The following is a 14576-nucleotide window of genomic DNA, read 5'->3' as shown; positions in this document are numbered from 1 at the left end:
CGCTATTCGCTCCGGCTCGCCAGCGCGTTCACGGCGGCGACCGTGATCGCGGAACCGCCGAGGCGGCCCTCGACCGTCAACGCGGCGACCTTCGGATCGGCCATCAGCGCAGCCTTGGATTCGGCCGCGCCGACAAAGCCGACGGGACAGCCGATGATCGCCGCAGGCCGCGGGCAGTCCCGGTCCTCCAGCATGTTGAGGAGGTGAAACAGCGCGGTCGGCGCGTTGCCGATCGCTACGATCGCGCCGTCGAGATGTGGGCGCCATAGCTCCAGGGCAGCAGCCGAACGAGTGTTGCGCATGGACTGCGCGAGCGCGGGAACGGTCTCGTCGCCCAGCGTGCAGATGACGGCGTTGGCCGCGGGAAGCCGCGCGCGCGTAATTCCTTCGGAGACCATGCGCGCGTCGCACAGGATCGGTGCGCCCTTCTGCAAGGCCGCGCGCGCCGCGACCGCCATGCCTGATGTGAAGCGGATATGCGCTTCGAGGCCGACCATGCCGGCGGCATGGATCATCCGCACCACCACCTGCTCCTCGTCCGGCGTGAAGCGCGCAAGATCGGCTTCAGCCCGGATGGTCGCAAAGGATTGCCGGTAGATCGCCGCGCCGTCGGTCTCGTACGAGTGCGGCATCAGTGCCCTCCCATCAGGATGGAGGGATCTCGGACAATGTCGTCGCGGTTCAGCCCACGCAGGATGGGCTCATCGCGTGTCGACCCGGCGCGCACGAGGTCGAAGCCGGCGCCGGTCGCGACCAGAGTGATGGCGGCGGGACCGGAATGGGCGCAGCCTTTGGCACAGCCGGAGACGTGGAGCCGTGCGGCCGCGCCGATGTTCGGGGCCAGGGCCGCGGCAAGGCCACGCGTATCGGCATGCGCCTCGCGACAGCGTGGCGCGCCGCTGCAGGCGATGACGCGCAGTGCGGGATCGTAGGCCTCGGTGATAAGACCGGTCACGTTCGGCATGGCGCGCTTGCCTTCGCTCAAAACCATCCGCCATGGCGTCATGCGCAGCGCATGTCCGCAACCGGCGAGCTGGTTGAGCGTCGCATGCGCCATCTGCCCGAAGGCGACCCCGACCATCGCACCTTGCGCATAGAGGCCGGGACGCGCCGTGGCCATGATCGGCGCCGGCTCGGCCTCGCCGCGCAATGCCGCCGGCAAGATTGCACCAGTGGCAAGATGGGCCGCCATCCGCCCTCGCCCGCCTCTGCCGCCGCCTGAGATCACGAACCAGTCGGCGAATGCGAGCGCGGTGGTTACGGCCTCGCCACGCGCGACGGAGCGGCCCAGCTTGTCGCCATCAGCCCGCACCAGCAGTCCGCCGGAACGATCACGCTCGATCCGCACGTCCGCGGAATCGCCCGCAAGCACGCGTGAGGTGCCGTCATCGATGGCGAAGCCGAACTTGGTTGGAAGTTCGAGCTTGCTATCGGCGAGCGCCTCCTCGAGCTCGGCGGCGAGCGATTGGGTCTCGTCCCCGGCACGCCAGAACGGCGTCACTAGGATGTTGCGACGGGATTCGGTGTCGGCGTCGGGGTCGAGAAGCGCCAGTTGCGAAAGGCCGTCGAGCAGCAGCCTGTGGCTGGTCTCGTTGACGCCCCTGATCTGGAGATTGGCCCGGCTGGTCACGTCGATCAGGCCGTTGCCATGGCGTTCGGCGAGATGGGCCAGTCCGGAGATTTGTGCCGCGTCGAGGCGTCCGCCGAACGGACGCACGCGGACCACGAGCCCGTCGCCCGATTGCATCGGGCGCAGCGCGCCGGGACACCAGCCCTTGACCACGGAAGCGCTCATGACGCCTCCCGCAGCGCAGCCGCAATCGAATTGCGGCGCGTCCGCCAGAGCGAGGCTTCATGCAGGCGCGCGAAACACGTCTCCATCGCAGCGAGTGCCGCCGGATTTTCGCGAGCCATGAAGGCGCGGACGTCGTCATGGCCGAGCGTCGCATCGTAATAGAGGTCGAACAGATGCGGCGGCACGGCGCCGGCCAGATGCGCGAAGGCGGCCATGTGCTCGAGCGTTGCGGTGATCTCGGCCGCCCCGCGAAAACCGTGGCGCATCATGCCCGCGATCCAGGCCGGGTTGGCCGCGCGCGCGCGGACGACACGGGAGATTTCCTCGGTCAGCGTACGCGCGTGCGGCTGCTCGGGGCGCGTCGCGTCGAGATGATAGAGCGATGGCCCTGCCGCGCCGAGACGGGCTGCGGCGGCCGCAATGCCGGCCTCATGCGCGGCATAGTCAGCCGCGAGCAGAAGGTCGGTTTCCGGCAAATCCTGCACGTGCACGAAAGCATCGGCGGATGCGAGCCGCTTCTCGATACCGGCACGATCGAGCTTGATCTCGCCATCGGCCGAGAACGCCCATGACGATGCCGAGAGCCACGCTTCGCCGGCGGCGTCGCGCGTCTCGGGCGTGAAGGCGTCCGGGATTGCCGAGAGACCTACGCCATACTGTCCGGGACGCGGCGCGAACACGCGCGAAGTGCGATGGCGATATGGATTTTCGTCGCCCTCGTCCTCGCGCGCCGACAGCGCCTCGGCTGCCGCCTCGAACAATTGCGCGAGGCCTGAGAAGACGTCGCGAAACAGGCCCGAGACACGCAGCGTGACGTCGATGCGGGGCCGGCCAAGCTCCGCAGGCGCGATGATATCGTAACCGGTCACGCGGCCGGAAGCATGATCCCAGCGCGGTGCGAGGCCGGCCAGATGCAGCGCCATAGCAAACTCCTCGCCCGCGGTGCGCATCGTCGCCGAGCCCCAGAGATCGACGACAAGGCCCTTCGGCCAGTCGCCATGATCCTGCAGATGACGACGGAGTAATTCTTCCGCGAGCTTGATGCCTTGCGCATGCGCGGACGGCGTCGGCACCGCGCGCGGATCGACGGCAAAGAGATTGCGCCCGGTCGGCAGCACGTCCTGACGGCCGCGATAGGGCGAGCCTGACGGCCCCGGCGCGACGCGCCGTCCTGCAAGCGCGGCCCGCAACGCGTCGCGTTCCGCTTCACCGCAGGCGCCGCGGCCGAACACATGCAGGCCGTCGCCGAACTGGCTTTCCTTGAGATCGCAGACGAAGCGGTCGATCCGCGGGATCGCTTCGGCCGGCGCGGCCGCTGCATCGAGGCCAAGATCGTCTTCGAGGCCAGCCGCGCGTGCCTCGTCACGGATTGCGGCGATCAGACGCTGGCGGCGGGCGGGATCGAGGCCATCGGCCGTCGAGTACTCGTCGAGGAGCTGTTCGAGCCTGCGCAGCCCGTCCGGCACCGCCGATGCGGCGAGCTGCGGCGGCAGATGGCCGATCGTGACGCCACCCAGGCGCCGCTTGGCCTGCGCGGCCTCGCCGGGATCGTTGACGATGAAGGGATAGATCACGGGCAAATCGCCAATCAGGGCTTCCGGCCAGCACGCCTGCGACAGTGCCACGGATTTTCCCGGCAGCCATTCCAGCGTGCCGTGGGCGCCCATATGCACGACGGCATCACAGCCCTGCTCGCGCAGCCAGAGATAGAACGCGACATAGGCGTGGCGGGGCGTGCGCGCGAGATCGTGATAGTCGGCATCGCGCGTCGCCGCATCGCCGCGCTCCGGCTGAACCGCGATGATCGACCGGCCGCATTGAACCGCCGCGAAATGGAACGCGCCGTCGCGACAACCCGGATCGGTCTCCGGCACGCCCCAGGCTTGCGCGAGGTCATCCTGCAAGACTTGCGGAAGGCGCGAGAGCGCAGCGCGGTAATCGGCGACGCTCCAGCTCAAGGTCCGCTTGAGCAGAGTCTCGCCGAGCGCATGGACCGGCGAAAGATCGAAGCCAACCTCCGCGAGGTCGGACACCATGGCTTCGACCGAGGCCAGCGCATCGAGCCCCACCGCATGCGCGATCTGATGCGGGCGGCCCGGATAGTTCGAGAGCACGAGCGCCATCCGCTTTTCGGCGGCTGGCTTCTCTGAAAGGCGCTGCCAGGCCGCAACGCGCGCGGCGACGGCCTTCACGCGCTCCTCGTCGGGCCTGTGTGCCAGATGCGAGAATTGCAGATCGGGATCGCGCATCGCGGCCGATTTGAAGCTCACCACGCCCGCAAACAGGCGGCCATCGACCTCGGGCAGCACCACATGCATCGCGAGGTCGCCGGGCGACAGGCCGCGGAGCGAGCTCGCCCAATCCTCGCGGCGTGCCGTGGAGAGCGCGACCTGGAACACCGGGCAGGATGCGGCGTCGAACGGCGTCGTGCCGTCGTCGCTCATCGCCGAGAACGCCGTCGCATTGACGATCGCGGCCGGAGGATTTTGCGCAAGATGCACCCGCAACCAATCCGCAACGCCTGGAGCCTTCAGCGAGGTGACGAAGACGCCGTGCGCGTCGAACCCCTTCTCGCGCAGCGCCGCGATCAGGGCATCGACCGGGCCAGTGTCCGCGGCGGTGAGATAGGAGCGATAGAAGATCACCAGTGCGTGCGGCTTCCCTTCGCGGGCCTGCGGCGTCGCCATGACACCGCGCGCCGGATCGTAAAAGCCCATCTCCGGCACGGTCATCTCGCCGATAATAGGTCCCGCATAGAGGCCCGAAGCCAACGCAAGCTGCGCGATTGCGGCTTGCGACGCGACAGGGCCACCGGTGTCGCAGAGCACCTTGAGCCGCCGCAATGTCGAGACCGGCAGGGTCGAATAGGCATCCAGCCGCGTGTCATCGCGGCCGTCGGCCGGCAGCACGGCCAGCACGATGCCGCGCTGCTTCGCGAGTTGCTGCAGGGCCGCGAGCCCATATGGCCAATAGGATTCCCCACCGATCAGACGCACGAGGATGCCGCGCGCCTGCGCAAGCGTGCGCTCGATATAGGTGTCGACCGAGAGCGGATGACGCAGTTCGGCGAGATTGACGAGGCGTAGCGACGGCAGGCTGTCGCGACCACGGCGCCAACCGGCCGCGAACGCCGCTAGATCGGAATCCGAATACGAGAGCACCACGAGATCGGCCGGGTCCTGGCCGATGTCCCTTGGTATCGCGGTCTCCTCGAGACCGCGGCTCTCGCGGAAGACGACGTGCATCAGATACCAGATCCTGAAAGACCAAGTCCCGCCTTGATTGCGGCCTCGTCGATATCGCCGTGCTCGCCGATCACGACGAGCTTTGACTGCCTCGCACCCGCGCCCCAGGGCTTGTCGAACTGGTGGCGCACGCGCTCGCCGACCGCTTGCAGCAAGAGGCGCATCGGCTTGCCTTCCATCGCGATGTAACCCTTGACGCGCAGCACATTCTGCTCGCGCGCCAGCCGCTGAACGGATGCAACCAGCGCGTCGATATCGGTGACCTCGGGAAGATCGATCACGACCGACGCAAAATCGTCGTGCTCATGATCCTCCTCGCCGTCGTGATGCGAGGGACGCGCGGCGAGATCGTTCTCGGCGGCAGCACCGAGGCCGAGGATGAGGCGCGCGTCGATGGCGCCGTCGGTGATCGCCAGCATCGGCACGCGGCGCGGCATCTCGGCGGTGATCGCCGCTTTGGCGGCTTCGAGCCCTGCCGCGCCCGCAAGATCCGCCTTGGTCAGCAGCACGATGTCGGCGCAGGCGATCTGGTCCTCGAACACTTCCGACAGCGGCGTCTCATGGTCGAGATTCTCGTCCGCCGCACGCTGCGCCTCGACGGCGTCAGGATCGGGCGCGAAACGGCCGGCGGCGACAGCTTCGGCGTCGGCGAGCGCGATCACACCATCGACCGTGATCCGCGAACGGATCTCCGGCCAGTCGAACGCCTTCAACAGCGGCTTGGGCAGCGCCAGGCCCGAGGTCTCGATCAGGATATGATCGGGGCGCACCGGGCGCGACAGCAGCTTCTCCATGGTCGGAATGAAATCGTCGGCGACGGTGCAGCAGATGCAGCCATTGGCGAGCTCGATGATGTTCTCTTCCGGGCAATTCGCATCGGCGCAGGATTTCAGAATCTCGCCATCGACGCCCTCGCTGCCGAACTCGTTGACGAGCACCGCGAGCTTCTTGCCGTTGGCATTGGCAAGCAGATGCTGGATCAGCGTGGTCTTGCCGGAGCCGAGAAAGCCCGTGACGACCGTGACCGGGACTTTTGCGAGCGAATTCATTCGGCGGCCTCCGGCACGACGGCCAAGGTGAGAATGGGGGGAATGCGGGCAAGCGATTGCTTGCGGAAGATCTCCGGGCGGCTGCGCCAGGGCACGAGGCCATCGGGCGCGGCCGCATAGGCCGCGGCGCCCGCAACCACGTCGCTCGCATGCGCATCCGACAGACGGCCGTAGACATAAGACCAGCGGCCGGGCGCGCTGAGCGCGACCGAGCAACCCTGGTTGCATGCAGACAGGCATTCGACGGGAACCACGGTGACGCCGTCGGGCACACCGGCCTCAAGGATCGCACCATGCAGGCGCTTGCCCGGCGTCGTCTCGCCCTCGCCAAGCGTCTGGCCGGCGCGGCAGGTAATGCAGACATGAAGTGTGACGGTCATCGCTTCTTCCAGAATAAACAGCGGGAAGCGATGAGGCCCACGAACCGTTCTTGCGAAGGCCCGTTTCCCCGTCGCGGAACACCCCGTCCGCCGGTCCAAAATCGTCCGCGCTGGCAGGTCTCCCGGCTTGCGGAGCAGGGTTTCCCCTTCGATCCCCGCCTTCCCGATCCCCAGGGGATCAGTGGCTTCGGGCATCTCTCCGGTCACGGTCGCGGGGGCGGCTGCATTTTGGAACCAAATCTTGCCGATTCGGCCCCTATCGCATTCCCTCTTCGCCTGTCGTAGGACAGGAACCAACGCCGGGCCACCATTTGCCCCCGACCGCCTCTTGTCAAGCCGAAGGACCCCGTCCGATGACGTCAGAACCGGATACCCAGACGGCCGACGAAACCGACGCCCGCCACGCCTCGAAAATGGCGAAGAAGAAGGTCGCCCGCGACAAAATCATGGCGACCAAGAGCGGCGAAAAGGGCCTCATCATCGTCCACACCGGCGCCGGCAAGGGCAAGTCGTCCTCGGCCTTCGGCATGATCGTCCGCTGCGTCGCCCATGGCTTCCCCTGCGCGGTCGTGCAGTTCATCAAGGGCGCCTGGGACACCGGCGAGCGCCGCATGCTCACCGGCCATTTCGGCGACCTCTGCCAATTCCACGCCATGGGCGAGGGTTTTACCTGGGAGACGCAGGACCGCGCCCGCGACATCGCCGCTGCGCGTGCCGGCTGGGAGAAGGCCAAGGAGCTGATCCTCGACCAGAATCTCCGCATGGTCGTGCTCGACGAGATCAACATCGCGCTGCGCTACGATTATCTCGACATCGCCGAAGTTGTCGATTTCCTGGTGACCTCGAAGCCACCGATGACGCATGTCGTGCTCACCGGGCGCAACGCCAAGGACGAGCTGATCGAGATCGCCGATCTCGTCACCGAGATGACGCTGATCAAGCATCCCTTCCGCTCCGGCATCAAGGCGCAAGCCGGCGTCGAATTCTAAGAAACTCGCGATGGCGCGCGCATTGATGATCCAGGGGGCCGGCTCGGACGTGGGCAAGTCGCTCATCGTCGCCGGCCTCGCGCGCGCCTTTGTGCGACGCGGCCTGCGCGTGCTCCCGTTCAAGCCGCAGAACATGTCCAACAATGCTGCCGTCACGGTCGACGGCGGCGAGATCGGTCGCGCGCAGGCGCTCCAGGCGCTCGCCGCCGGCGTCGAGCCGCACACCGACATGAACCCGGTGCTGCTCAAGCCCGAGACCGATGTCGGCGCGCAGGTGATCGTGCAAGGAAAACGCATCGCGACCGCGCGTGCGCGCGAATATGCGGCGATGAAGCCGTCATTGATGGCTGCGGTGCTGGAGAGCTTCGAGCGGCTGAAGGCGCGCGCCGATCTCGTGCTGGTGGAAGGCGCCGGCAGTCCGGCCGAGGTGAACCTGCGCAAGGCCGACATCGCCAATATGGGTTTTGCGCGCAAGGCTGGCGTGCCGGTCCTGCTGGTCGGCGACATCGACCGCGGCGGTGTCATCGCGCAACTCGTCGGCATCAAGACGGTGATCGACCCGGATGATGCCGCGATGATCCAGGGATTTGTCATCAACAAGTTCCGCGGCGATCCCACGCTGTTCGACGACGGCTATAAGCTGATCGAAGAAAAGACCGCATGGCGCGGCTTCGGCGTGCTGCCCTGGTTCGCGCGCGCCGGCGAGCTGCCGGCTGAGGATGCGCTGGGCCTGAGCGATGCGCGCAAGCCGGGCCAATGCAAGATCGCCTGTCTCGCGCTGTCGCGGATCGCCAATTTCGACGATCTCGATCCGCTCAAGCTCGAGCCTGGCGTCGATCTCGTGATGGTGCGGCCGGGCGAGGCAATTCCCGGCGACGTCAGGCTCGTCATCATTCCCGGTTCGAAATCCACCCGCGGCGACCTCGCCTTTCTGCGCGCTCAGGGCTGGGACATCGATCTCCTGGCTCATTACCGCAGAGGCGGCCATGTGCTCGGCCTCTGCGGTGGCTATCAGATGCTCGGACGAAGCGTCACTGATCCCGAGGGGATCGAGGGACCCGCGGGCGATACACCGGGTCTCGGACTTCTGGACGTCGAGACGGTGATGACCCCGCAGAAGACGCTGACGCGTGTCGCGGCCGTGCATGCCGCGACGGATCAGCCGATCGAGGCCTACGAAATCCACATCGGCCGCACCGATGGGCCGGATCGCACGCGGCCATTCGCAAGGCTGAACGGCGAACTGGAAGGCGCGATCTCACGCGACGGACGCGTGCAGGGCAGCTATCTGCACGGCCTGTTCACGTCGGATGATTTCCGCAAGGCGTTCTTGGCGAAGCTCGACATTCCCGCAGGCAACGAGCCCTATCACGCCAGGGTCGAGAGTGCGCTCGATGCGCTTGCCGATCACATCGAGCAACATCTCGACGTCGACGGCCTGCTCGCGCTAGCGCGCTAGAGCCTCGGCAAGGCGCGTCCATTCGGATTCGCCGCCCGGAAGCCCGAGGCGCAGCCATGTCGGCTCCCGCGCGAACACGCGCGACCAGATATGGCGACGTGCCAGCTTCTCCTGCGCGGCAAGCGCGTCAGGCGTCTCGTAGAGACGAAACAGCTGCGTGCCGCCAACGAGCGTCCAGCCTTGCGACCGCACCATGCCGTCGAGGCGAACGCAGTCTCGCGCCAGCCGCGCGGACGTGGCCTCGGCCCAGGCATCGTCATGCAGAGCGCGGCAAGCGATCGCGATCGCCGGTCCCGAGACCGGCCAAGGCCCCGACATCGCCGCAAGCCTGGCGATGTCGGAGGAATTGCCGAGCGCGAAGCCGAGCCGCAGGCCGGCAAGGCCATAAAACTTTCCAAAGGAGCGCAAAATCAGCAGCCCCGGCCGGTCCTCGGATGCAAGCGAAAGCTGCGGGGCCACATCGGCAAAACTCTCGTCGATGGCGAGACGACCGACGCGCGGCAGCAGTGACAGCAAATCCCTTGGTGTGTGGCATCGGCCGTCGGGATTGTTGGGATTGACGACAATGGCGAGGTCCGCGCCCGCCAGTGCGTCGAGCTCCCCGACCTCCTGGACCTCCCAGCCCGCAGCCGAGAGGACCCCGGCATATTCGTTGTAGGTCGGCGCGAGGATGCGCGCGCGGCCGGGCGGCGCGAGTTGCGGCAGCAGTTGAATCGCGGCCTGTGCGCCGCCGAGCGCGACAACCGCCGCGCTCGTGCGGTAAGCGTGCCGCGCCGCCTGATGCAGCGCCTCGATTTCGCCGCGCGAGGGCAACGCGGTCCACGCGCGCGAGCTCACCTCGCCCACGGGATAAGGCAGGCGGTTGATCCCGGTCGACAGATCGATCCAGTCCTCCGCGCGACCGCCGAACCGCTGCTGGGCCTGATCGAGATTTCCACCGTGCTCGCGCATGCGCTGTTCTTTCACGCGAAGGCCAGGATCGCAAGGAGGCCGGCGAGCAGCAGCATGGCGCGGCGGTAGACCGTCAATCCCCGATCGATGTCGGCGGCAAGCGGATCGCGCGCACCTTCATTCAGCCATGGCTCGTTCGTGGTGCTGCCGTGATAGATCCGCGGACCGCTGAGCCGCACACCAAGCGCACCCGCCATCGCTGCTTCCGGCCAGCCGGCATTGGGCGAACGGTGACGGCGTGCATCCCGCGTCATGCAGGACAGCGCCTCTGATCGCCGTGGCGCCAACAGCACGAACAGAAATCCGGTCAGCCGCGCCGGAACGAAATTGGCGACGTCGTCGATGCGCGCCGCGGCCCAGCCGAAAGCTTCGTGGCGTTCGGAGCGATGGCCGATCATGGAGTCCAGCGTGTTGATCGCTTTGTAACCCAAAATGCCGGGAAGACCGAACAGCGCGCCCCAGAACACGGGTGCGACGATCCCGTCGGACGCATTCTCGGCGAGGCTCTCGATCGCCGCGCGCGCGATGCCGGCCTCGTCGAGCGTCAGGGGATCGCGGCCGACGATGCGCGAGACCGCGTCGCGCGCGGCGGCGATGTCACCGGCCCGCATGGGATTTGCGACGGCAGCAACGTGGTCGAGCAACGAGCGCAGCGCGACCAGCGGCCAGGCGAGGACGCCGACCAGCACGACCTGGATCCCCAAGGGAAGCAGGGACTGAAGCGCCCAGCCGAGCGCGACCGAGAGCGCGATCACCGCGAGCGCTCCGGCGAGACCCGCGGCGCGGCGAAATGCCGGCGGATCGGACGGTCGATTCCAGGCGGTGTCGATGGCAGAGATCAGCCGGCCCAGCCAGGTGACGGGATGGCCGATGCGCGCGAACAACCACGACGGCCAGCCCAACAGGGCATCCGCCACCATCGCAACCGCCATCGCACCCGCAAAACCCACACCCGTCTCCTGTCCTGCCCCTGTTGCGCAAAGGGTGGCCGGAGCGCAAGCCCCTGATTGGCGGATTTCGGCTTTGTTTTTGGCCGCGTTTGGTGATTAGTCAGGCCCACAGGAGACCGTTATGGCCATCATCTTGATCACGGGCGGAGCGCGATCGGGCAAGAGCAAGCGTGCGGAAATGCGCACGCGCGCCTTTCCTGGGCAGCCGGTCTATGTCGCGACGGCCGAGGCTCTCGATGCCGAAATGGAGGCGCGCATTGCCGGGCATCGCGCGCGCCGCGGAACAGACTGGATCGAACGCGAAGTGCCGCTCGATCTCGTTCCCGCGCTGGTCGCAAGCGACGGCGGCGGCGCGCGGCTCGTCGATTGCCTGACGCTGTGGCTCTCTAACCTCATGCATACGGAGCGCGACTGGGAACGCGAGATCAAGGAGCTTGCCGGTGCCCTGCCCCGGCTGAAAAGCCCCGTCGTTCTCGTGACCAACGAGGTCGGCCTCGGCATCGTCCCCGACAATGCGCTGGCGCGGAGCTTCCGCGACGCCGCCGGGTTCATGAACCAGGCCATCGCGGCCGTTGCCGACGAGGCCGAGTTCGTCGTCGCCGGCCTGCCGATGAAATTAAAATGATGCCGCGCGCCGAATTCTTTCAGGACGTCATCGCCGATTTCAGGATCGCGGCATCGTTCGTGACGATCCTCCCCGTGGCATCGTCGAAGCCCGCAGCTGACGGCGCCGTCGCGCGCGCGACCTGGGCGCTGCCCGTGGCGGGACTGCTGGTCGGCCTTGCCGGCGCCCTGGTCTACAAGGTCGCGAGCCGGTTCGGTCTGACACCGAACCTTGCCGCCCTGCTCGCGCTGGCCGCGACCGCCCTTATCACCGCCGCGCTGCACGAGGACGGCCTTGCCGACACGGCCGACGGGCTCGGCGGCGGCCGCACGCGCGAGCGCAAGCTCGAGATCATGCGCGACAGCCGGATCGGCACCTATGGCGTCTGCGCGCTGATCCTGTCGTTCGGCCTGCGTTGGAGCGCGCTCGCGGCGATCGCCAATCCGTGGGCGGTCGCGCTCGCGCTGTGCGCTGCGCATACTGCGGCCCGCGCGGGCTTGCCGGCCTTCATGTCGCAGGTCGCACCTGCGCGACCTGACGGCCTATCGGCGAGCGCCGGATCACCGCCGGGCGGCAGCGTTGCGATCGCATTCGCTGTTGGAATCCTCACGCTCACGCTCACGCTTGGGCCCGGCAAGGCGTTGGTGAGCCTGATCCTGCTCTCCCTCGCCGGCTTGATGCTGGCGCGACTTGCCATCCGCCAGATTGGCGGGCAGACCGGCGACATCCTCGGCGCGTTCGAGCAGACCGGCGAGATTTTGATCCTCCTGGTTGCCGCAGCTTTCCAGATCGGAGGGTGACGCGATGGTCGAATTCGACGACGCCTTCCGCCAGCACTTGCGCGAGCTGTTCGTGTGGCGCCGCGACGTGCGCCGCTTTCGCGCCGATCAGTTGCCTGACGGCGCCATCGATCGCCTGATCGAGACGGCCTGTCTCTCGCCCTCGGTCGGACTCAGCCAGCCCTGGCGCTTCGTCATCGTCGACGACGTCGCGCGGCGTCGCGCCGTGGTCGACGATTTCAAAGCGTGCAACGCCGACGCGCTGAATGCCTATGCCGGTGAACGCGCAGCGCGCTATGCCACGCTGAAACTATCGGGCCTCGAACAGGCCCCGGGGCACCTCGCCGTGTTCGCCGACAAGGCCAGCGACATCGGTCACGGCCTCGGCCGCGCGACGATGCCGGAGACGACGGAATATTCGGTGGTCGCGGCGATCACCGCGATGTGGCTCGCCGCGCGCGCCGAGGGCATCGGGCTTGGCTGGGTATCGATCCTCCATCCGGATCGCATCCACGCCATTCTTGACGTGCCGGACACCTGGAAATTCATCGCCTATCTCTGCATCGGTTATCCGGAAGTCGAATGCGACCGGCCCGAGCTGGAACAGGCGAAGTGGGAGCAGCGGCGCGGCGCGGAAGAATTCACACTGCGGCGTTAAGCGCGTGCCCCATACGCCCTACGACTTGCTCCTGCCGGCCACGGCCGCAACCGGCGCGGGGCTTTCCTGCTTCTGGAACATCAACAACGGCCGGAGAACGACGCGGCCATAGGCCTCGTAGTGGTGCTGGGTCGAGACCGCCATCTTCAGCGGCGTCGCGTAATTCGCCTCGAACGTCATGAACGAGGCGTAGGTCCAGGAGAAGCCGACGCCGACCGAGCCCAGTTCGGTGATTCCCGGAAACGTCGAGTACACCGCCCCCCAGTCGGTGAAGATGTAAGTGTCGAAACCCCGGAGCCATTGCGACCAGTTGTAGTGCAGCTCGGCGTTGAAATAGTAGCCGCTGTCGCCGGACGCCGAGTTGGAGGGATAACCGCGCACGGTGGTGGGACCACCGATCGAGAAGATCTGGTCGCCCGGCAGCAGCTTTTCCTGTGTGTACTGCCAGCTCGCCAGCACGTTGGTGCTGAAATTTGCAGGCCCCGCGGCGCTGGTCGCGAACATGGAGCCGGTATAGGTGTTGAACGCGCGGTTGTTGCCGAGCACGTGGTCTTGCCATGCGATGTAGTTCACCGCAGGCGAAACCGTGATCGAATAGGTATTGCCGGAATTGGTCACCGAGAGGCCGGCCGTGGCCTTGTCGTAATGATCCTGGGTCACGGCCACCGTTGCGAAGCGGCTGACCGTCTTGCCCTCGGTCTCCGCGGCGTTGAGCAGCACCAGCCAGTTCTGGGTCACCCAGACCGGCTGGCTGAAATTGACCGCGGCCTGGCTCGAGCGTCCGGTGACGTCGAGCGCGACGAACGGTCCCTGGATGATCTTGATCTTGCCTTCGGTATAGCTGACACCGGCGCGGCCGCCCCAGGGATTGACCGGGATGCTGTAGGCGACATTGCCGTTGAGATTGCCCTCGGAACGGACGCCGTAGAAGGTCAGGCGGTCGTCGACACCGAACAGGCCGTGGCGCTTGTAGAAGGCCCCACCCTCCCAACGCCCGGTATTCTCCGCGCCCTGGTTGTCGGTGAAGAGCTGCAAGGTGTCGACCGGCGGCTCGATCACGGCGAACTGGAGATCGGTCAGGCCGAAGCTGGTGCCGGGCTGCAGCAGAGCCTTGATCTGCACGTCGTTGGTCCGGTTGAACCAGATCACATCGCGATTGAGTTTTGGAACGTCGAGGACCTCGCCTTCGGGCTCCTTCACGCGCTGAAGGATGTAGTCGGGGCGGGTCTGCTTGTTGCCCTCGATGGTCGTCTTCTGGAGCCGGCCTTCGGTCAGCTTGATGCGGACGATGCCGCCATTGGCATCCTGCTCGGGCAGCGTCGCAATGCCCGTGACGATGCCGCGCTCGGTATAGAGGGCGTTGATGTCGGCGACGAGCTGCAACAGCGAGGCGATGTCGACGTTCTTGCCGACGTACTTCTTCGCGATCTCGTCGAGCTCGGCCGGCGTAATGAACTTGGAGGCGTCGAACTCGACCTTGTGCAGGCGGAATTTCGGCCCGCCCGGCTTCAGGAGCTGGGACTTCTCCCGCTCGCCGCCAATCACCGCCGGCCCGTTGAGCTTGGGCGGCGCGCTCTGCTGTTCGAGCTGCCGGCGTTGCCGGTCGACGTCGTTCTGGATCACGCCGGGATTGATCGACGGAATCTGCGCCCGCGCGGGGGCGATGCACGACGCTGCCAGCCCAAGCCCTAACGCTGCCCCCAGAATCCGCATCCCT

Annotated in this window: 13 protein-coding genes and 1 riboswitch; of the genes, 5 read left to right on the top strand and 8 right to left on the bottom strand. The window is 66.9% G+C overall.

Features of this window, described 5'->3' with window-relative positions:
* Window positions 1-2: 2 nt before the first annotated feature.
* Genes FXB41_RS07665 through FXB41_RS07645 form a run of 5 tightly spaced genes read right to left on the bottom strand, consistent with a single transcriptional unit; the run spans window position 3 to window position 6469 of the window.
* Window positions 3-632, bottom strand: coding sequence for a precorrin-8X methylmutase (locus tag FXB41_RS07665; RefSeq protein ID WP_007593162.1), 630 nt, complete (start codon window positions 630-632; stop codon window positions 3-5).
* A complete protein-coding gene (cobG, locus tag FXB41_RS07660; RefSeq protein ID WP_219681032.1) occupies window positions 632-1795 on the bottom strand; it encodes a precorrin-3B synthase in 1164 nt (387 codons plus the stop codon). The genes FXB41_RS07665 and cobG overlap by 1 nt, the downstream gene beginning before the upstream one ends.
* Window positions 1792-5040, bottom strand: coding sequence for a cobaltochelatase subunit CobN (gene cobN / locus FXB41_RS07655; RefSeq protein ID WP_219681030.1), 3249 nt, complete (start codon window positions 5038-5040; stop codon window positions 1792-1794). The genes cobG and cobN overlap by 4 nt, the downstream gene beginning before the upstream one ends.
* Complete coding sequence (gene cobW, locus FXB41_RS07650; RefSeq protein ID WP_219681027.1) at window positions 5040-6089, bottom strand: cobalamin biosynthesis protein CobW; 1050 nt, start codon at window positions 6087-6089, stop codon at window positions 5040-5042. Before cobW ends, cobN begins: the two co-directional genes overlap by 1 nt.
* Window positions 6086-6469, bottom strand: coding sequence for a DUF1636 family protein (locus tag FXB41_RS07645; protein WP_007593166.1), 384 nt, complete (start codon window positions 6467-6469; stop codon window positions 6086-6088). The genes cobW and FXB41_RS07645 overlap by 4 nt, the downstream gene beginning before the upstream one ends.
* A gap of 95 nt (window positions 6470-6564) precedes the next feature.
* Window positions 6565-6782: riboswitch (cobalamin riboswitch) on the bottom strand.
* A 40-nt stretch (window positions 6783-6822) separates the two neighbouring features.
* Here FXB41_RS07645 and cobO point away from each other — a divergent pair.
* Window positions 6823-7458 (top strand): cob(I)yrinic acid a,c-diamide adenosyltransferase, encoded by a 636-nt coding sequence (cobO, locus tag FXB41_RS07640; protein WP_007593167.1) that lies wholly within the window; start codon window positions 6823-6825, stop codon window positions 7456-7458.
* A gap of 10 nt (window positions 7459-7468) precedes the next feature.
* The gene (locus FXB41_RS07635; RefSeq protein ID WP_219681026.1) at window positions 7469-8917 is read left to right on the top strand and encodes a cobyric acid synthase; all 1449 of its coding nucleotides are present in this window, start codon (window positions 7469-7471) and stop codon (window positions 8915-8917) included.
* On the opposite strand, the gene cobD is transcribed toward FXB41_RS07635, so the two are convergent.
* Window positions 8906-9868: a threonine-phosphate decarboxylase CobD gene (gene cobD / locus FXB41_RS07630; protein WP_219681025.1), complete on the bottom strand. Its 963-nt coding sequence runs from the start codon at window positions 9866-9868 to the stop codon at window positions 8906-8908. The two genes, FXB41_RS07635 and cobD, sit on opposite strands and share 12 nt — an antisense overlap.
* Before the next feature lie 11 nt (window positions 9869-9879).
* Complete coding sequence (cbiB, locus tag FXB41_RS07625; protein ID WP_311985805.1) at window positions 9880-10818, bottom strand: adenosylcobinamide-phosphate synthase CbiB; 939 nt, start codon at window positions 10816-10818, stop codon at window positions 9880-9882.
* 121 nt (window positions 10819-10939) lie between these two features.
* Here cbiB and cobU point away from each other — a divergent pair, with 121 nt between their 5' ends.
* Genes cobU through bluB form a run of 3 tightly spaced genes read left to right on the top strand, consistent with a single transcriptional unit; the run spans window position 10940 to window position 12859 of the window.
* Entirely contained in the window at window positions 10940-11443 is a 504-nt protein-coding gene (gene cobU / locus FXB41_RS07620) for a bifunctional adenosylcobinamide kinase/adenosylcobinamide-phosphate guanylyltransferase (RefSeq protein WP_219681024.1), read from the top strand.
* A complete protein-coding gene (gene cobS / locus FXB41_RS07615; protein ID WP_219681023.1) occupies window positions 11440-12222 on the top strand; it encodes an adenosylcobinamide-GDP ribazoletransferase in 783 nt (260 codons plus the stop codon). The genes cobU and cobS overlap by 4 nt, the downstream gene beginning before the upstream one ends.
* A 4-nt stretch (window positions 12223-12226) precedes the next feature.
* A complete protein-coding gene (gene bluB, locus FXB41_RS07610; RefSeq protein ID WP_219681022.1) occupies window positions 12227-12859 on the top strand; it encodes a 5,6-dimethylbenzimidazole synthase in 633 nt (210 codons plus the stop codon).
* Between the two features lie 18 nt (window positions 12860-12877).
* On the opposite strand, the gene FXB41_RS07605 is transcribed toward bluB, so the two are convergent.
* The gene (locus FXB41_RS07605) at window positions 12878-14572 is read right to left on the bottom strand and encodes a ShlB/FhaC/HecB family hemolysin secretion/activation protein (RefSeq protein WP_219681021.1); all 1695 of its coding nucleotides are present in this window, start codon (window positions 14570-14572) and stop codon (window positions 12878-12880) included.
* Between the last annotated feature and the right edge of the window lie 4 nt (window positions 14573-14576).

The sequence above is a fragment of the Bradyrhizobium canariense genome (genome assembly GCF_019402665.1).
Taxonomy (GTDB): Bacteria; Pseudomonadota; Alphaproteobacteria; order Rhizobiales; family Xanthobacteraceae; genus Bradyrhizobium; species Bradyrhizobium canariense.
Note: the sequence above shows the minus strand (reverse complement) of the source record. Positions and strands in the feature narration are given on the sequence as shown.